Origin of the sequence: Streptomyces sp. NBC_01197, from assembly GCF_036010505.1 — a bacterium.
Lineage (GTDB): Bacteria > Actinomycetota > Actinomycetes > Streptomycetales > Streptomycetaceae > Streptomyces.
On the sequence record NZ_CP108569.1, the window covers coordinates 1,502,795 to 1,521,013 of the forward strand.

Below are 18,219 nucleotides of genomic sequence, written 5' to 3' on the forward strand. Positions count from 1 at the left end.
TCATGTGCCTTGGCATTCCGGGGCGGGTCGTGGAGCTCGTCGACGGATATGCCGGCCAGCTCGCGCTCGTCGATGTCGAGGGCGCGCGGCGGCGCGTCAACGTCGGGATGCTCGACTCCCCTCCGGCCGGCGGCGACTGGGTGCTTCTCCACATGGGCTTCGCACTGGAGGTCATCGACGCGGCGAAGGCGGGAGAGGCGCTCTCCGGCCTGGAGATGATGGGCCGGGCCCGCGACGAAGAGCCCGTTGAGGCCGCGCCCGGTGAGTCCCCGTCCGGTGAGGCCGCGGTCGACCGGTTGCGGCGGCGGTTCGAGGTGCACGGCGTGGTCCAGGGGGTCGGGTTCCGGCCCTTCGTGTACGTCAGCGCCCGCGAACTCGCCCTCAGCGGCTCGGTGGTCAACACCGGCTCCGGGGTGGTCGCCGAAGTCGAGGGCGAGGCAGGCGCGGTGGCCGAGTTCGGCAGGAGACTGCGCACGGACGCGCCCGTGCTCGCCGTGGTGGAGTCCGTCCACGAGTCGGACCTGCCGCCCGTGGGCGGAACGGAGTTCGCCATCGGGGAGTCCCGTGGGGAAGGGCCCGCCCGCACCCTGGTCTCGCCGGATGTGGCGACGTGCCGGGAGTGCCTGGACGAGATGCGCGATCCGGCGAACCGCCGCTACCGCCATCCCTTCATCACCTGCACCCACTGCGGCCCCCGGTTCACCATCGTCACCGGTGTGCCGTACGACCGGGCGGCCACCACGATGGCCGCCTTCGAGATGTGCGCCGACTGCCGGTCGGAGTACGGCGATCCGGCCGACCGCCGCTTCCACGCCCAGCCGATCGCCTGCCACGCGTGCGGGCCCACTCTCGAACTGGTCCGCAAGGACGGTGCGCAGGCGGCGAGCCGCGAGAACGCGTTGCGGGGGGCCCGGGAGCTGCTGGCCGATGGCCGGATCGTCGCGGTGAAGGGGCTCGGCGGCTACCACCTCGCGTGCGACGCCCGCAACGAGGCGGCCGTGGCAGAGCTGCGGCGGCGCAAGCGGCGTGGCGGCAAGCCCTTCGCGGTGATGGTCGCGGACGTCGGCGTGGCGGCGCAGCTGGTGACGCTGACCGAGGACGAGGAGCGCCTGCTGACCAGTGCCCGCCGGCCGATCGTGCTGCTGCCGCGGCGCGGGACGCCGGAGCGGACCGGGGTATCCGGTTCGGTGGCGCCTGACAGCCCGGATCTGGGTCTGATGCTTCCGTACACCCCCCTGCACGTCCTGCTCTTCGGTGTCGGGGACGACCGGCCGGGCCCCGACGCGCTGGTGATGACCTCGGCCAACCTGGCGGGTGAGCCGATCGTCACCGATGACGCCGCGGCCCTCACCGGGCTCGCTTCGCTGGCCGATGCCTGGCTGCGGCACGACCGGCGGATCGAGGTGCCCTGCGACGACTCGGTCAGCCGGTTCGTGGCCGGCGCGGAGCTGCCGCTGCGCCGGTCCCGCGGTTACGCCCCGCTGCCGCTGGCGCTGCCCTTCGACGTACCGCCGCTCCTCGCGGCCGGCGCGGATCTCAAGAACACCTGCGCGCTCGGCGACGGGCGGTACGCCTGGGTGAGCCAGCACATCGGCGACATGGACGATCTGGGCACGGCCTCCGCGCTGACCAGGACGGAACGGCAGCTGGAGCGGATCACCGGGGTCGAACCCGGGCAGCTGGTGGCCGATCTGCACCCCGGTTACCGGTCGGGCGCCTGGGCCGTGGCGCACGCCGGGTCCCGGCCGGTGCGGCGGGTGCAGCACCACCACGCCCATATCGCTTCGGTCATGGGTGAGCACGGCATCGGGGCGGACGAGAGCGTGATCGGTGTGGCCTTCGACGGCACCGGCGCCGGTACGGACGGGGCCGTGTGGGGCGGCGAGGTGCTGATCGCCGGTTACAAGTCGTTCGAGCGGTCGGCGCACCTGGGGTACGTGCCACTGGCGGGCGGCGACGCGAGTGTGCTGCGGCCGTACCGGATGGCGCTGGCCCACCTCCGTGCCGCCGGGGTCGCCTGGGACGAGCGGCTGCCCTCCGTACGGGCCTGCCCGCCGAGGGAACGGGACGTGCTGGCCCACCAGTTCGGTACCGGGTTCGGCTGTGTGCCGACGTCGAGCATGGGCCGGCTCTTCGACGCGGTGGCCTCGCTGGCCGGGGTCCGGCACGAGGTGGAGTACGAGGCAGAGGCCGCGATCGGCCTTGAGGGGCTGGCCAGGTCGGCCGGTCCTGACCGAGCGGTTGCGGACGGCCGGTACTCCTTCGGGATCAGGGAAGCGGTGGACGGGGAGCCCGTCGTCGCCGACCCCGGCCCGGTCGTGCGCGCGGTGGTGTCGGACGTACGGGCGGGGGTGCCGGCCGAGCTGATCGCGGCACGGTTCCACACCTGCGTCGCCGCCCTGACCGTCTCCCTCGCCGAGCGCGCACGTGCCAGGACGGGGCTCGGGGTGGTGGCTCTCGGCGGTGGTGTCTTCCAGAACGCCGTACTGCTCGGTGCGGTCCAACACGGCCTGGAAGACGCTGGCTTCACCGTGCTCCGGCCGAGACTCCTGCCCCCGAACGACGGAGGGATCGCCCTGGGCCAGCTTCTGATCGCCGCGTCGGGCTGACCCCCGTACGTCAGGTCATCCGTACAGATTCACGGGATCCACCGGGGATCCACAGAGAAGAGGGACCATGTGTCTGGCAGTTCCGGGGCGCGTCCTCAGTACCGCCGAGGTCGACGGCACGTTGATGGCCGATGTCGACTTCGGCGGGGTACGCAAAGAGGTGTGCCTCCAGTACATCCCGGATGTGACGGCCGGTGAGTACGTCATCGTGCACGTCGGGTTCGCCATCCAGCGCCTCGACGAGGAGTCGGCCCGGCGGACGCTGGCCGATTTCGACAGGCTCGGCATCCTGGAGGAGGAGTTCGGCGACGGCTTCGAACTCGCCGCACGGGCCGCTCAGCAGGAACACCCAGAAGGAGTCGGCCGGTGAAGTATCTCGACGAGTTCAGCAACCCCGAGCTGGCCAGGAAGCTGCTCGACCAGATCCACGCGGCGACCACACGGCCGTGGGCCATGATGGAGGTCTGCGGTGGTCAGACCCATTCGATCATCCGGCACGGTATCGACCAACTCCTGCCCGATGACGTCGAGTTGATCCATGGGCCGGGCTGCCCGGTCTGCGTCACCCCGCTGGAGATCATCGACCGGGCGCTCGCCATCGCGGCCCGGCCGGGGGTCATCTTCTGCTCCTTCGGTGACATGCTCCGGGTGCCGGGCAGCAGCCAGGACCTGTTCTCGGTGAAGAGCGCCGGAGGGGATGTCCGGGTGGTGTACTCACCGCTCGACGCGCTGAAGCTGGCCCGGGAGAACCCGGACCGGGAGGTCGTCTTCTTCGGGATCGGCTTCGAGACCACGGCCCCGGCCAACGCGATGACCGTCCACCAGGCCAAGCGCCTCGGGGTACGCAACTTCTCCCTGCTGGTCTCCCACGTCCTGGTGCCGCCCGCGATCTCGGCGATCATGGAGTCCGCCACCTGCCGGGTGCAGGCATTCCTGGCCGCCGGGCATGTGTGCAGCGTGATGGGCACGGCGGAGTACCCGCCGCTGGCGGAGAAGTACCGGGTGCCCATCGTCGTCACCGGCTTCGAGCCGCTGGACATCCTCGAAGGCATCCGGCGCACGATCGTCCAGCTCGAAGAGGGCCGCCACGAAGTGGAGAACGCCTACTCCCGCGCCGTACGCGAGGAAGGCAACCTGCCCGCCATGGAGATGCTGCGGGATGTCTTCGAGGTGACCGACCGGACGTGGCGCGGCATCGGGACGATCCCGCGCAGCGGCTGGCGGCTGTCACCCGGTTACGCCGAGTTCGACGCGGAGCAGCGGTTCGACGTGTCCGGTATCCATACGGCCGAGTCGGCCCTGTGCCGGTCGGGCGAGGTGCTCCAGGGCCTGATCAAACCACTTGAGTGCGCGGCCTTCGGCAAGGAGTGCACCCCGCGCAACCCGCTGGGCGCCACGATGGTGTCGTCCGAGGGCGCCTGCGCCGCCTACCACACGTACCGCCGACTGGAACTGGTCGAAGCCAAGTGACCGAAGCGATGCAGTCCCCCGCCGAGCTCGACTTCGAGAGCTGGGTCTGTCCGGTCCCGCTGCGCGAGACGCCATCCGTGGTGATGGGCCACGGGGGCGGCGGCGCGATGTCGGGCGAGCTGATCGAGCATCTGTTCCTGCCCGCGTACGGTGCGGCGGCCGCGGCCGAACTGGGCGACTCCGCCGTGCTGTCCGTCGGCGGGGGCCCCCGGCTCGCCTTCTCCACCGACTCCTACGTGGTGAAGCCGATGTTCTTCCCCGGCGGGTCGATCGGTGATCTGGCCGTGAACGGGACGGTGAACGACCTCGCGATGTCGGGCGCGGTGCCGCTGTTCCTCTCGACCGCCTTCATCCTCCAGGAGGGCACCGGGCTCGGTGAACTCGGCCGTATCGCCCAGGCGTTGGGCGCCGCCGCCCGGTCCGCGGGAGTACGGCTCGTCACCGGGGACACCAAGGTCGTGGACAGCGCGAGCGGGGACGGCGTCTTCATCAACACCGCCGGGATCGGCATGGTGCCCGACGGTGTCGACATCGGGCCGCGCCGTGCGCGCCCCGGGGACGCCGTGCTCGTCAGCGGTGACATCGGGGTGCACGGGGTGGCGGTGATGAGCTGCCGGGACGGGCTTGAGTTCGGCACCACGGTCGAGAGCGACACGGCCGCGCTGCACGGCCTCGTCGCCGACATGATCGCCACCGGTACGGATCTCCATGTGCTGCGGGACCCGACCCGTGGTGGTGTCGCGGCCTCGCTGAACGAGATCGCCGTGGCGTCGGACGTCGGGATCGAGCTGGTGGAGCGGGAGTTGCCGGTCCCGGAGACGGTGCGCGACGCGTGCAGCCTGCTGGGGCTCGACCCGCTCCAGGTGGCCAACGAGGGGAAGCTGCTCGCCTTGGTTCCCGGCGAGAGCGCCGACCAGGTCCTCGCGGCGCTGCGGGCGCACCCGCTGGGCCGCTCGGCCTGCCGGATCGGCACCTGCGTCCCGGACCACGCCGGGATGGTGGTGGTCAGGACCGGGCTCGGCGGCAGCCGGGTGGTCGGGCTGCCGATCGGCGAGCAGCTGCCCCGGATCTGCTGAATGAGCGCGGAGGGCGCGCTGCTGTTCGCGCGATACGCCTATCCCCCCAACGAACTCGGCTACTGCGGTCCTGACGACGCCACCGCGCTGCTGCGCCCCGGCGCGGTGGCCGGGATGGAGGAGCGGGCCCGGCAGTTCGACGGGGCCTGGTGCTATCTCGAATTCCTGGCGGAGTCAGCCGGCATCCCCGATCCGCTCGACGTCCGGGTGGTGGAGGCGTACTGGATCGGCAACGAACTGCTGGACCTGGCCGACTCCGGGGCGCTGGTGGACCGTCTGCTCGACCGGTTCCGGGGACAGCCGGGCGGCACCTGGCGGGAGGCGGCGCACCGGGCCCTGCCCCACCACAGTTTCCAGGTATTCGACGTGTACCCGTGGGCGGCGCTGCTGCGCGCGGGCGGCAACCCGGTCGCACTGTCCGTGCTCGACCAGTGCCGTATCCGTACGGGGGTGGTCGTCGGCGTCGACGGTGAGTCGGCGACCGTCGAGTCCCGTCCGCTGAGCTGGGACGGGAAGGTGCTCGCCCCGGGGCCGCCCCGGCGGGAGCCGGTCCGCTGGTCGACGGGTGGCAGGTCGCTGATCGCCGGGGTCTCCCCCGGCGACCGGGTGGCGCTGCACTGGGACTGGATCTGCGATGTGCTCACCGATGCGCAGGCCGCGCGCATCGAGTCGATCGAGGGCCGGCGGCACGGCGTGGTCCCGGAGGACACCGCTCAGTGCTCCGGCCGCAGATCGTGATCTTCATGTCCGGGATGCGGCTTGTCGCCTGTGCACCAGCCTCTCCTCGAAGGCCGGCTTGCTCGACGTCGGTTCAGCGGGGCTCGCCGAACCAGTAGTGGAGCGCCGGTTCCAGGTCATCCGCGCTTGCCCAGCAAACGTAACCGTCCGGCCGGATGAGCATCGCCTCGGTATCGGCGCCCTGGCCCACCCGGTCCACCCGGTCCGACCAGGGGCCGGCGACCCTGGCGAACGTGTCAGCCGGGTCGAGGAGGAGGCCGTGCCCGGACCGCAGCAGTTCGTGCACCCGGGTCGTACCGAGGTCCAGGTCCGGTGCGGGCCGGCCGACGAGCGGATGGGCTTCGTTACCCGGCATCGGGTAGGGGTTGGCCATCCCGGACATCAGGTCGGCGAGATAGTTCTGGACGTCCGGCAGTCGGGCCATGTCCGTGAAGATCTCCCGAGCGGCCAGCACCTCCGGATCGCGGGTGCCGGCCCAGTCCATCAGCAGGCTCTGCGCCCGGACGTTGCGCAATACGGCGGCCCCGGCCGGATGCCGTTCCGCGTGATACGTGTCGAGCAGGTTCTCCGGTGCCCAGCCGTGCACGGCGGCGCCGAGTTTCCAACCGAGGTTGAGCGCGTCCTGGATCCCGGTGTTCATGCCCTGCGCGCCGAGCGGAAGGTGGACATGGGCGGCATCGCCCGCCAGGAAGACCCGTCCGTGCCGGTACTGCCGGACCTGCCGTGACGTGTTGGTGATACGGCGGCCGTAGCGCAGTTCGAGCAGGTGCGCCCGCGTCCCGAACACGGCGCGCAGGCCGTCGCGGATTTCACCCTCGGTGACCGGGGTCTCCCTCGGCAGTGATCGGCCCGGCCCGCCGAGTACCAGTCGGCGCAGCTGCCTGCCCTGCGGATCGGTGCCGAGCGGGAACAGTGCCGCCCAGTGCCCGTCCTCGCTCCAGGTGTGCGACATGGACGGATCGACGCCGCTCAGCCGCACGTCGGCGGCGGTGATCGTCACTGTACCGGGCTCACCGGGGAACTCGGCCCGCAGGAGCGACCGCACGGTGCTGTGGGCTCCGTCGGCGGCGACGAGGTAACGGGAGCGAAAGGTGGCGCCGTTGGCGAAGGTCGCGGTGACCCCGTTGTCGTCCTGGGCGAGGCCGGCCAGTTCGTGGTCCCTCCGGGCGTGGAGCCCGTGCGCGGCGAGGTGCTGCTCGAAGAACCCCTCGATCACCACCTGCGGCACGGAACGCCAGGGCAGACGGTGCCGGTTGGCGTGGAGCGGGAGGGGGATACCGGCGAAATGACCCGTGCCGACGGGGTGATCTCCGGTGGCCAGCAACGGCTCCAGCAGCCCTCGCTGGTCGAGCGCCTCCAGTGTGCGGGACTGCACGCCGCCCGCTCTGGACAGGGTCGCTGCGCTGCGACAGCTTGTCGACCATCACGGTCGGCACCCCGGCCATCAGCAGCTCGTTGGCCAGCGTCATTCCGGTCGGACCGGCGCCGACGATGAGCACATCGGTGTCCATGGACTCTCCTGTGGTTGTGTCGATCGGGACAGAGCCAACGCTCCGTCAGCCGGGTCACCCAAGCCAGAAACCGGTGTGATTGCGTTGGTACCTGACACTGTCTAGTGTCCTGCGCCAGAGGTCCGTCGTTAGTTTGTGTATGAGTGCCTCTGGGGCTGTGCCGGTGCCACGTCGTGGCCCGAAGTTGGAACCGTTGTTGTTGTCCGCCGATGAGCGTGTGGTGTTGGAGCGTTGGGCCCGGCGGGCGTCGTCTGCCCAGGCGGTGGCCCTGCGGGCCCGCATCGTGCTGGCATGTGTCGGCGCCGATGTTCCGCCGACTGTCGTGGTGGCACGGGAGTTACGGATCGCGGCGGACACGGTCCGCAAGTGGCGTCGCCGGTTCCTGGCCGGCCGGCTGGACGGGTTGGTGGACGAGCCCCGGCCGGGCCGGCCGCCCAGCATCAGTGTCGATCAGGTAGAGGCAGTCGTGGTCAGCACGTTGGAGGAGATCCCGAAGAATGCCACTCACTGGTCGCGTGCCTCGATGGCCGACCGCAGTGGGCTGTCGAAGTCGACCGTGGGCCGGATCTGGCGGAAGTTCCAGCTCAAGCCGCACCTGAGCGACACTTTCAAGCTCTCGACGGATCCGTTGTTCGTGGAGAAGGTCTACGACGTGGTGGGGCTGTACTTCAACCCGCCCGAGGGCGCGGTGGTGCTTTCGGTGGACGAGAAGTCCCAGATTCAGGCCCTGGACCGCTCTCAGCCGGTGCTGCCGATGATGCCGGGCATGCCCGAGCGCCGCACCCATGACTATGTTCGCAACGGCCTGACCACCTTGTTCGCGGCTTTCGACGTCGCCACCGGTGAAGTCATCACCAGCCTTCATCGTCGGCACCGGGCAGCGGAGTTCAAGAAGTTCCTCGTCAAGATCGAGAAAGAGGTCCCCGGGCACCTCCAGGTCCACCTCATCGTGGACAACTACGGCACCCACAAGACACCGGCGATCAGGGCATGGCTGGCCAAACACCCCCGGTTCCACCTGCACTTCACGCCCACCGGCTCCTCCTGGATCAACCAGGTGGAGCGGTGGTTCGGCTTCCTCGCAGACCAGAAGATCCGTCGTGGCGCCCACAAAAGCGTGCGCTCCCTGGAGGCGGACATCCGTGCATGGGTCAAGCAGTGGAACGAAAGCCCGACCCCGTTCACCTGGACCAAAACAGCCGAAGAGATCCTCGACTCGCTCGCCCGCTTCTGCCAACGGATCTCTGGCGCAGGACACTAGCCAGCTACCCCGACTTCGGCCTGGTCCGGACCCGCCGGGACCTTGACCAGCTCCTCGCTCGGCATGCGGAAGCGGCCGGCGCCCGGCTGCTGGAGGGCACCAAGGTCATCGATGCTGCTTTGGACGACCGCACGGGGGGCGTCCGCGGCGTTGTCGTCCAGCGGGACGGTGGCCGGTATCTCTACGGTGCCCGGTTGGTCGTCGCTGCTGACGGCGCCGCCAGTCCCATGGCGCGGATTATGGGCCGGCCGCAGCGCAGGGACCGTGCCATGGGTGTGGCGGTGCGCCGCTACTACACCACGCCGCGTACGAGCGACGACTACCTGGAGACCTGGCTGGACCTCCGGGCCCGGGACGCCCATGGCCGCGACCGGATCCTGCCCGGTTACGGATGGATCTTCCCCCTCGGCGACGGCATCTGGAACGTGGGCATCGGCACCTTCACCGTCAACCGGAAGCTCGACATCGACCACCGCGCCTTGTTCAGAGAATGGACAGCGCGCCTGCCCAGGCACTGGCACATCGACGACGACCACGCCGACGGCCCCCTTCGAGGTCACGCGCTGCCCACGGGACTGAGCCGCCGACCGCAGTACGCCCGCGGAGTGCTGCTGACGGGCGACGCTGCGGGCATGATCAACCCGATCACCGGGGAGGGCATCGACTACGCCCTGGAATCCGGCCGTCTCAGCGCGGAGATCATCACGCAGGCGCTGGCCCGCTCCAGCGCGAGGCGGCGCGAACAAGCCCTGCATGCATACCCGCAGGCGCTCAAGGACGCCTTCGGCAGCTACTTCACCCTTGGCCGTCTGGGCGTCCAACTCACCTACGCCCAGCCACGCCTCGTCCAGTCACTCACCACCCAACTCCTGCACCGCCCCGCCCTGCGCCGCCTCGCGCTCAAGCTGAGCGCCAACCTGACCGACCCCCGTGGCAAGGACGCAACGGACCGCATCATCAGCGCCCTGCTCAAGCTCACCCCTGCTGCCTGACCATCCGGGATGGGAGCTGCGCTGGGACCTGGCGGCAGCGCAGCGTCATGAGGAGAGCGGGTCGCCGACACTGCGGGTGGTGATCAACGGCTGTTCCACTGGCGGATGGCATCGGATACCGCGACGCGCACCGCGTCGGTCTTGCCCACATGCACCACCCGGCGCAAGAGCTGCAGTCCGGCCGTTTCACAGCGGGCCAGGCGGCGGCCTTGGAGGTCCCAGGCTGCGAGGGCCATCCGCCGGTACGCGGGTGCGGCTGCTTCTGCGCAGGCCAGGCTCGCCTCGTGCGCGGTCCATGCCCGGCGGCACATCAGGCGCAGTACCTCACGGACTTGGCCAGGTGACGGCCCCGAGAAGGTGAGGTCACAGGGGGTCAGGTCGTGGTCGGCGAGGTCCTGGCGGGGGATCGTCAGGCGTCCTTGGCCCAGGTCGTCGGCAAGGTCGCAGAGGGAGTCGATGCGGTGGAATGCCTCGGCGAGCGGGAACCATTCCTCGGCTTGCCGGGCGTCGGCCCCGCCGGGGTACTGGACGTCGACGGACATCATCAGCAAGGGATAGGTATAGGCGCGTACGCACGCGGTGAAGTCGTCGTCGGTGTCGAAGCCGGTGAAGTGCGTCTCGTCGCGGGTGCGGGTGATGAAGAGGCGCACCCAGTGGTCGGGGGTCTTGCGGACGAGGAGGGTGTGAACGAGGGCCCGAAGGATGGGGTGTGTGGTGGGGCCGCCGTCGAGGGCTTTCAGGGCGTGGTCGGCCCAGGCGTTCACGGTGGTCGTGTTGCCGGGGTTGTCGTCCGCGGTGTCGTCACTGACGCAGCCGAAGGCGAGCACGGCCAACAGGTGCGGTTGTAGTTCCTGGGGGGCGAGGTGGCGGACGGTGAGGGTTACGGCGCGCTCGCGGCGGGCCATGTAGGCGGCAGCGGCGGTGTACGCCGCGTGGAGGGGGCAGGGGATCTCGGCCTGGGTCAGGGTGCGCTGGTAGCCGGTCAGGAGGAGGGGCTGCACGTTGTGTCCTCCATGGAGCTGATGCGGCGGTCACATTGAGCCGGCTCGGGCTCAGGGGCCTGAGCGGTCGGCGGCAGGGCGCTGTTGGTGCTGCGGTGGAAGCACACCAGGGCGATCAGGGCGGCCCCCGCGAACCAGGTGAGCTGGATGGCCAGGTATCGGGGCACCGGGCTGCTGGAGAATCCGGCCGCCGTGCTGGCCTGCATGGCCCCGTAGGAGGGCAGGTAGCGCATGATCGGGCTTCCGGCCGCAGTGCTGCCGATGGGGTTCTGCAACCCGAGGTCGATGATGCTGGTCATCAAGATGGCAAACATGCCCTCGACCTCCCGACGCAGCAGGGACCCGAACCCGACGCCAAGAGCGCCATAGGTCAGCCCGGCGCAGAACAGTGCGGCGGCGAGCAGGACGGGCTGGCGAGGTGTCCAGGCCAGGGAAGTGACCGCGGTGGCGTAAGCGGCGACCGCCGCAGAGACCAAAGCCAGGGCGGTGACCTTGGCCAGGACGAGATGCGTGCGCGGGTAGCCCGCCATCGCCAGCCGGCGGTCGAAGAAGCTGCCGGAGAACGTGGCGGCGAACATCATGGAACCGGTGATCAGCGTCACTGCGTTGAGCGCGCCGCTGATCTCGGTCAGTTCGTTGCCGGGCGGGGCAAGCACCTCGCCGGTGGCGTGTAGCCACATACGTGTTGGGGTGTCGGGCATCGCCAGATACGCCAGGGTCGTCCACAGGGGAACGAAAAGGATCACCAGGAGCACGGCGAACCGGTTGCGGCCGTGCTCGATCAGCGCGAACCGTGTGGCGATGGCGAACCGGGTCAGGTGAAACCTCACGCGGCCACCGCCGTGTCCGGGCGGAGCACCCCGCCGTCCAGACGCCACAACGCGTCCAGTCGCTCGGTGTCGTACGCCAGATGGGAGACGACCAGGACTGAACGCCCCGCGTCACGCAGCCGCACGGCCAGGCTCCAGAACCGCTGGTAGGTGTCCCAGTCGAACCCCTGGTACGGCTCGTCAAGCAGAAGCACCTGCGGATCGTGCATGAGCGCCAGCGTCACGTTCAGCTTCTGCCGCGTCCCGCCGCTGAGCACCCCGGCCCGCTCATCGAGGTAACCGGTGAAGCCCAGCACGTCCATGACCTCCTCGGCATACCGCATATCGGCGAGGCGATAGGCCGTCTGGAAGAACGTCAGGTGCTGCCGGACGGACAGAGCGTCATTGAGGACGACGTGCTGCGGACAGTAACCGAACCGGCCACCGTGACGGACAGTGCCGCGCGTGGGCCGCAGCTCACCGGAAAGCACTTTCAGTAGCGTGGACTTGCCGGCGCCGTTCTCCCCGACGATCCCGCACAGCGTCCCGGCCCGAAGCCGCATGTCAACGCCTCGCAGGACCAGACGCCGACCGTAGGCATGATGCACATCCCTGACCTCCACCCCGCCTCCACCCCTACATCGGCTCGACCACGACTGGATTCCCCAACGATCAAGAGGCGGAAAAGGAAACGGGACGCCGCCCCACCGCCACGGACACGGCCGAGACGCCACCCGACCACTGGCCACCCTCGGATCAAACTGGACGGAACCCCTGAACGACGCCGCCCTGGTTGATCCCCGGGGCCGGCGTAGCCGACAGGGCCTGTTCAGATTCGACAAGGGCGAGGTCCTGCTGTCCGAGCTATTCAGAGAGTTCCGATACCCGACTGCGCCATTAACGGCCGGTCGGGAAGAGATCGTCGAAACGATCCGCGCCCACCACGAGCGCCAGGCTCGGATGGCCAGGATTCCGGCCCCGCCGGCGGCTGGGTACCGGGCCGAGTCCCTGAGCGACCTGTTCGGAGCCGCCCGGTGAAGTCCCGCGTGCACGACATGACAGGTGCCGCGCGGATGCGGGCGGCTGACCGGCCTCGTACTCCCCAGGCCGTGGGCAGCGTAATGCGCCAGGCCCAGCTGCAATTCCCGGCCCGGTCCGCAGGGACCCGCTGGGCGATGACGAGTGCCTCGGCGGAGGAGGTGGTCTCCGCGCTGGATCGCCCGCCGTTCAGGGCGGAGAACCGGCACACGCAGTGGGAGCGCAGAAGTGGAGCGCGCGCGATCCTGGCCTGGCTGTCGGGCTTTCCCGGCGATACCTGGCAGGAGAGGTGGGAGGCGTCTCCCGCGTCCGCAGAGCCCGGCCGCTGGGCCAAGGAGGGGCATGTCTGGGTCCGCACTGCGGCCGACGCGCGCTGGTGCGGTATCCGGGCCGGGCTGTGGCTGCTGGCTGTCGCAGATGTGCTCCGCCTGCCACTGGAGTGGCAGTTCAGCAATCGCAGCGGGCACCTGCGCGCACTGACCGAACGGAGTCGCGATCCCGAGGGTTTGACGCGCCTTGAGGGGATCGTCCATCCGAAGCACTGGGCGTCCACGGGAGGGAACCGGTCCCGTCTGGTGCTGACCCGCATCATGCTGGCCAAGGGAGGCGGCCTCGCGGACATCACCCCGGGGACGCCTTCGAGTACGTGGCCACGGTTCGGGCCGCCAGCCACGACACGGTGAGCAGTACCCTCTTCTACTCGTGGCTACGGGAGCTGGGGCATCTGCCCGCGGACGCCCCGGTCACCCTTCGTTTCCTCCACCGCGTCACGGGCCAGCTCAGCTGTGAGCAGCTCATCGACCGTCACGGCGTGGTCGGCGCACCGATTCGTGCGCTGCTGATCGACTACTTGGAAGAGCGTCGGCCCCGCCTGGACTACAGCACTCTCGACCGCCTCGCCCGTAGCCTGACCCGCAATTTCTGGTCGGACTTGGAACGTCACCACCCAGGCATCGACTCCCTCGACCTGCCCTCCGGCGTCGCCGCGGCGTGGAAGGAGCGCTTCAGCACCCGCGTCCAGCGGCGCAGGCAGCCGGACGGCACGGTCGGGGAGGCGGTGGTCGAACGCGCCGACCGGGCCATGCTGCTCATGACGGTTCGTGCCTTCTACTTGGACATCGCCCGCTGGGCGGTGGAAGAACCGGCCCGGTGGGGGCCGTGGGCCGCGCGGTGTCCTATCAAGGAAGCCGAGACCACGGACCGCAAGCGCGTGAAGCGGGTCAAAGCCCGCATGGATCAACGGACTCGCGAGCGTCTCCCCGCCCTGGAATCGTTCGCGAAGGCAGCGGCCGACCACCACCGTTTCCACCTGACCGGCCTGGAGGCTCTTCTCGCAGTGCCGCCCGGCGCGGCCTTCACCATCCAGGGCGCGATGTTTGTCCGCACTGGGAACGCCGCCACTGCCGCCGCCCGCGGCCAAGACGGAACCCTTCGGTACTTCGACCTTTCCGAGCACCGGGCCTTCGGGGCTTGGGCCGCAGTGGAGGTCCTGCGCCACACGGGCATGCGCATCGAAGAGATGCTGGAGCTCAGCCATCACGCGATGATCCAGTACCGCCTGCCCACCACCGGCGAGATCGTCCCCCTCCTCCAGATCGCCCCGTCCAAGACGGACCAGGAACGCGTCCTGCTCGTCAGTTCCGAGCTTGCCGATGTCCTGGCCACGATCATCCGCCGCGTCCGCAACCCGAAGACCGGTGTCATCCTTCTCCTGTCCGCCTATGACTACGAGGAACGCGTCTGGAACTTGCCGGCCCCCTTGCTCTTCCAGTGGGACCGCAGCGGCGAAAACTCCCGGATGAGCGGAGAATTCATCCGCACCTCCCTCGCCGAAGTTCTGGCCTTCCTGGGCCTCACCGACTCCACGGGCCAGCCTCTGGACTTCGCGCCGCACGACTTCCGCCGCATGTTCATCACCGACGCCATCCGCTCCGGCCTGCCACCCCACATCGCCCAGGCCCTCGCCGGCCACGCCAACATCAACACCACCATGGGCTACAACGCCGTCTACCCCGCCGAAACGATCGAGGCCCACCGCGCCTTCATCGCGCGGCGCCGAACCTTGCGACCTGCCGAGGAATACCGCACCCCCACCGATACCGAGTGGGAAGACTTCCTAGGCCACTTCGAGCGCCGCAAGCTGTCCGTAGGCACATGTGCCCGTGCCTACGGCACAGCGTGCATTCATGAACACGCTTGTGTCAGATGCTCGCTCCTCCGGCCTGACCCGTCCCAACGGGCACGGCTTGCAGAAATCCGCGACAACTTGATCGCCCGTATCGCCGAAGCGGAGACGGAAGGCTGGCTCGGCGAGGTCGAAGGACTCCAGGTCAGCCTGGCCGGCGCAGAGGAGAAGCTCCACCAGCTCGATCGGGGCCACGGACGTCGTGCGGCGGTGGACCTTGGCATCCCCACCACGCGTGGTGATCGATGAGCCCACGAAGGTGGGCTGCCGCATGGCCCTCAACCAAGATCGAGAACAAGTTCAATGTGTATCAAATGCCCTTCAGAACACGATCAAGTGCCGCCCGGCCTGCAGGTCCCCAGTTCGGCTTGCCGCCGGGAAGGCCCCGATCTCCGTTCTGCCCCATGAGCATCAGGAAGAGGCTCTTCATAGCGGCCAGCCCGCGGGCGCGTCGGATCGTCGCCTCGTCTGCATGCCCGTACATGTCGAAGAACCGTGAGGCCGTGCCTGCGGGTAGCAGCACCCATGCGGCGGCGAGGTCCCACGCCGGATCGCCGGCAAACATGGCCCCGAAGTCGACGATGCCCGAGAGCGTTCCGTCCGAGACCACGACGTTCGCGGGATGGAGGTCGCCGTGCACCCACACCGGCGGACCCTCCCACGCGGGGGCCGCAACGGCGTCGTCCCAGACGGCCCGGACGCCGGCCGCGATGTCCTCGGGGACAACGGCCTGGAAGAGGTTCTCGAAGCCGTTCGTGCAGTCCCTGGGATGGGCACCGAAGTCCGTAGCGATCGGTGCCTCGGCGGGCGCCTCCACGTGGAGCGCCCGGAGGAAGCCCGCCAGCGTGTCGGCCGCCTGGGCGCCGCGGCTGATCGATCCGTGGTCCAGCGGCTCACCGGGCACCCACGTCATCACGGTCCAGTGCTTGGGGAAGCGCTCGGACGGTTCGCCGAACCGCACCGGGGTCGGCACCGGGAGCGGCAGGCGCGGGGCCAGCACGGGTAGCCACCGCCGCTCCTTGAGCTGAAGCTCCGGGGTGGGGTCCATGCGCTGCATGCGCACGACCAACTCGTCCCCGAGGCGCCACATTTGGTTACCCCAACCGCCCTCCACCTCGCGGATGGCCAGCCCTGCAAGGTCTGGATGTTGCTCCTGCAGCAGGTCGCGGACCAGGTCTGCGGTGATCTCGATCTCGGTGTCGGTCATGCAAAGTCACAGTACTGAGGCGGCAGGCCGAGCGGCTCTCGCTCCCCGGAACATCTCGCTGTGATTCCTCTGACACCACCGATTCGGCTTCAGAGAGCCGTAGATCAGAGACTTCGGGAGGGAATGGCCTAGAAGTTCAGAGAAGTGACCAGGCCAAACGAGATCGCTCCGGACCACACAGGGCGGGGCATGAGACCTCCCGAAGAGAAGGACACGCCGCAGTCGGCCGGGCCGACGGGCGACAGGGCGTCCGTGCCTTCATCCTCGCCCCGGAGATCCGGGCACGCACCCGCTGGCATCTGCCTTGATCGGGCCAGCGCCCGCGCGACATTCGTACGGGGCAGCAGGACGACCTGACGGTTACGGGTACGGGTACGTACACGTACCCTTGCAGGATGGGAAGGAGCACGATGATGTCCGATGCCAACGTCCGTATCCCCGAGGAAGCCAAAGACCGGCTGGCCGCGATCGCAGCGGCGGAGGGACTGTCGCTGCGCGCGTACCTGGCCCGTCTCGCCGAGACACTGCTGACCCCGGCCGAGCGGGCCGAGCGCGCCGAGCAGGCCCTGGCCGCACTGCAGGAGTGGAACGGCTACGCCCCGACCGCAGCGGAACAGCACGACCTGGACGGTGAGCTGGACCGGCGCCTGGCACAGGTGAGCGGCCGGTGAGCGACGCCATGCACATCGTGCTCGACGACACCGCGATGGCCGCGGCCGGCCAGGGCAATGTCCTGGCGTCCCGGCTGATCCACCGTGCTCACGCCGAAGCGAGCTGGTTCTTATACGCACCGGCGTGCGCGCTCGTCGAAGCCGACCGTGCCCGGCCCGGCACCGCGGAACACCTGGCGTCGCTGCCCGGCATCACGGTCCTTGATCTTGATCTCGGGGCCGCTCTCGCTCTGGCGCGGCAGGAGACGTGGGCTGCGGCGCACAGCCAGTACGCGGCGCAGCCCACTCCGGACCGCCCTGACGGGGCGATCGTGGCGACCACCGCGCCGGACCGGTGGGCGGGAGAGCCGGTGCGGGTTCTGGACCTCACACCCTGACCGGGGCGCTGCTCTGGTCAGTGGCGTGGTGACCGTGCTTGGGACGGCAGCTGGTGAGGCTCTGGGAGGACCCATCTTTGGTGGTGCGCTCGGCGGCTGCGCCGGAAGCGTCGTGAGCACGTCGCTCTCGGGTGTCTCTTCCGGATCAGAACTAGTGTCCTGCGCCAGAGATCCGTTGGCAGAAGCGGGCGAGCGAGTCGAGGATCTCTTCGGCTGTTTTGGTCCAGGTGAACGGGGTCGGGCTTTCGTTCCACTGCTTGACCCATGCACGGATGTCCGCCTCCAGGGAGCGCACGCTTTTGTGGGCGCCACGACGGATCTTCTGGTCTGCGAGGAAGCCGAACCACCGCTCCACCTGGTTGATCCAGGAGGAGCCGGTGGGCGTGAAGTGCAGGTGGAACCGGGGGTGTTTGGCCAGCCATGCCCTGATCGCCGGTGTCTTGTGGGTGCCGTAGTTGTCCACGATGAGGTGGACCTGGAGGTGCCCGGGGACCTCTTTCTCGATCTTGACGAGGAACTTCTTGAACTCCGCTGCCCGGTGCCGACGATGAAGGCTGGTGATGACTTCACCGGTGGCGACGTCGAAAGCCGCGAACAAGGTGGTCAGGCCGTTGCGAACATAGTCATGGGTGCGGCGCTCGGGCATGCCCGGCATCATCGGCAGCACCGGCTGAGAGCGGTCCAGGGCCTGAATCTGGGACTTCTCGTCCACCGAAAGCACCACCGCGCCCTCGGGCGGGTTGAAGTACAGCCCCACCACGTCGTAGACCTTCTCCACGAACAACGGATCCGTCGAGAGCTTGAAAGTGTCGCTCAGGTGCGGCTTGAGCTGGAACTTCCGCCAGATCCGGCCCACGGTCGACTTCGACAGCCCACTGCGGTCGGCCATCGAGGCACGCGACCAGTGAGTGGCATTCTTCGGGATCTCCTCCAACGTGCTGACCACGACTGCCTCTACCTGATCGACACTGATACTGGGCGGCCGGCCCGGCCGCGGCTCGTCCACCAACCCGTCCAGCCGGCCGGCCAGGAACCGGCGACGCCACTTGCGGACCGTGTCCGCCGCGATCCGTAACTCCCGTGCCACCACGACAATCGGCGGAACATCGGCGCCGACACATGCCAGCACGATGCGGGCCCGCAGGGCCACCGCCTGGGCAGACGACGCCCGCCGGGCCCAACGCTCCAACACCACACGCTCATCGGCGGACAACAACAACGGTTCCAACTTCGGGCCACGACGTGGCACCGGCACAGCCCCAGAGGCACTCATA

At 69.2% G+C, this 18,219-nt stretch carries 17 protein-coding genes and 1 pseudogene; 11 read left to right on the top strand and 7 right to left on the bottom strand.

Going from position 1 to position 18,219, the window contains the following annotated elements:
- Nucleotides 1-2 precede the first annotated feature (2 nt).
- The 5 genes from hypF (at nt 3) to OG452_RS06790 (ending at nt 5,893) form a co-directional block, all read left to right on the top strand.
- A complete protein-coding gene (gene hypF, locus OG452_RS06770; RefSeq protein ID WP_327294713.1) occupies nt 3-2,609 on the top strand; it encodes a carbamoyltransferase HypF in 2,607 nt (868 codons plus the stop codon).
- Nucleotides 2,610-2,676: 67 nt separating this feature from the next.
- Nucleotides 2,677-2,979, top strand: coding sequence for a HypC/HybG/HupF family hydrogenase formation chaperone (locus tag OG452_RS06775; protein ID WP_327294714.1), 303 nt, complete (start codon nt 2,677-2,679; stop codon nt 2,977-2,979).
- A complete protein-coding gene (hypD, locus tag OG452_RS06780; RefSeq protein ID WP_327294715.1) occupies nt 2,976-4,079 on the top strand; it encodes a hydrogenase formation protein HypD in 1,104 nt (367 codons plus the stop codon). Before OG452_RS06775 ends, hypD begins: the two co-directional genes overlap by 4 nt.
- Nucleotides 4,080-4,087: 8 nt before the next feature.
- Nucleotides 4,088-5,155 carry a hydrogenase expression/formation protein HypE gene (gene hypE / locus OG452_RS06785; RefSeq protein WP_327299533.1) on the top strand — a complete coding sequence of 356 codons (1,068 nt, stop codon included), beginning with the start codon at nt 4,088-4,090 and terminating at the stop codon, nt 5,153-5,155.
- Nucleotides 5,156-5,893 carry a DUF6390 family protein gene (locus OG452_RS06790; protein ID WP_327294716.1) on the top strand — a complete coding sequence of 246 codons (738 nt, stop codon included), beginning with the start codon at nt 5,156-5,158 and terminating at the stop codon, nt 5,891-5,893.
- A gap of 73 nt (nt 5,894-5,966) precedes the next feature.
- On the opposite strand, the gene OG452_RS06795 is transcribed toward OG452_RS06790, so the two are convergent.
- Together OG452_RS06795 and OG452_RS35360 are read right to left on the bottom strand one after the other, a co-directional pair.
- The gene (locus OG452_RS06795) at nt 5,967-7,268 is read right to left on the bottom strand and encodes an FAD-dependent monooxygenase (protein ID WP_327294717.1); all 1,302 of its coding nucleotides are present in this window, start codon (nt 7,266-7,268) and stop codon (nt 5,967-5,969) included.
- Nucleotides 7,269-7,335: 67 nt separating this feature from the next.
- A pseudogene (locus OG452_RS35360) lies at nt 7,336-7,404 on the bottom strand (FAD-dependent monooxygenase); the annotation flags it as partial.
- Between the two features lie 139 nt (nt 7,405-7,543).
- Here OG452_RS35360 and OG452_RS06800 point away from each other — a divergent pair.
- Entirely contained in the window at nt 7,544-8,665 is a 1,122-nt protein-coding gene (locus OG452_RS06800) for an IS630 family transposase (RefSeq protein ID WP_327294718.1), read from the top strand.
- A complete protein-coding gene (locus tag OG452_RS06805) occupies nt 8,551-9,657 on the top strand; it encodes an FAD-dependent oxidoreductase (protein WP_327294719.1) in 1,107 nt (368 codons plus the stop codon). The genes OG452_RS06800 and OG452_RS06805 overlap by 115 nt, the downstream gene beginning before the upstream one ends.
- A gap of 83 nt (nt 9,658-9,740) precedes the next feature.
- Here the strand turns inward: OG452_RS06805 and OG452_RS06810 are convergent, their stop codons facing one another.
- From OG452_RS06810 to OG452_RS06820, 3 genes are read right to left on the bottom strand one after another with little or no spacing between them, the layout of a single operon-like run.
- Nucleotides 9,741-10,658, bottom strand: coding sequence for a squalene/phytoene synthase family protein (locus OG452_RS06810; protein WP_327294720.1), 918 nt, complete (start codon nt 10,656-10,658; stop codon nt 9,741-9,743).
- The gene (locus OG452_RS06815) at nt 10,640-11,488 is read right to left on the bottom strand and encodes an ABC transporter permease (RefSeq protein WP_327294721.1); all 849 of its coding nucleotides are present in this window, start codon (nt 11,486-11,488) and stop codon (nt 10,640-10,642) included. Before OG452_RS06815 ends, OG452_RS06810 begins: the two co-directional genes overlap by 19 nt.
- Nucleotides 11,485-12,090, bottom strand: a complete 606-nt coding sequence (locus tag OG452_RS06820) for an ABC transporter ATP-binding protein (RefSeq protein WP_327294722.1) — start codon at nt 12,088-12,090, stop codon at nt 11,485-11,487. The genes OG452_RS06815 and OG452_RS06820 overlap by 4 nt, the downstream gene beginning before the upstream one ends.
- Before the next feature lie 552 nt (nt 12,091-12,642).
- On the opposite strand from OG452_RS06820, the gene OG452_RS06825 reads away from it, so the two are divergent.
- A complete protein-coding gene (locus tag OG452_RS06825) occupies nt 12,643-13,188 on the top strand; it encodes a hypothetical protein (RefSeq protein WP_327294723.1) in 546 nt (181 codons plus the stop codon).
- Complete coding sequence (locus OG452_RS06830) at nt 13,185-14,939, top strand: site-specific integrase (RefSeq protein WP_327294724.1); 1,755 nt, start codon at nt 13,185-13,187, stop codon at nt 14,937-14,939. The genes OG452_RS06825 and OG452_RS06830 overlap by 4 nt, the downstream gene beginning before the upstream one ends.
- A gap of 61 nt (nt 14,940-15,000) precedes the next feature.
- Here OG452_RS06830 and OG452_RS06835 read toward each other — a convergent pair whose 3' ends face one another.
- Nucleotides 15,001-15,897, bottom strand: a complete 897-nt coding sequence (locus OG452_RS06835; protein ID WP_327294725.1) for an aminoglycoside phosphotransferase family protein — start codon at nt 15,895-15,897, stop codon at nt 15,001-15,003.
- Between the two features lie 413 nt (nt 15,898-16,310).
- Between OG452_RS06835 and OG452_RS06840 the strand changes: the two genes are divergently transcribed.
- Complete coding sequence (locus OG452_RS06840; RefSeq protein WP_327299534.1) at nt 16,311-16,568, top strand: hypothetical protein; 258 nt, start codon at nt 16,311-16,313, stop codon at nt 16,566-16,568.
- A gap of 8 nt (nt 16,569-16,576) precedes the next feature.
- Nucleotides 16,577-16,945 (top strand): hypothetical protein, encoded by a 369-nt coding sequence (locus OG452_RS06845; protein ID WP_327299535.1) that lies wholly within the window; start codon nt 16,577-16,579, stop codon nt 16,943-16,945.
- Between the two features lie 151 nt (nt 16,946-17,096).
- On the opposite strand, the gene OG452_RS06850 is transcribed toward OG452_RS06845, so the two are convergent.
- Nucleotides 17,097-18,218, bottom strand: a complete 1,122-nt coding sequence (locus OG452_RS06850; protein WP_327294726.1) for an IS630 family transposase — start codon at nt 18,216-18,218, stop codon at nt 17,097-17,099.
- Nucleotide 18,219 lies beyond the last annotated feature (1 nt).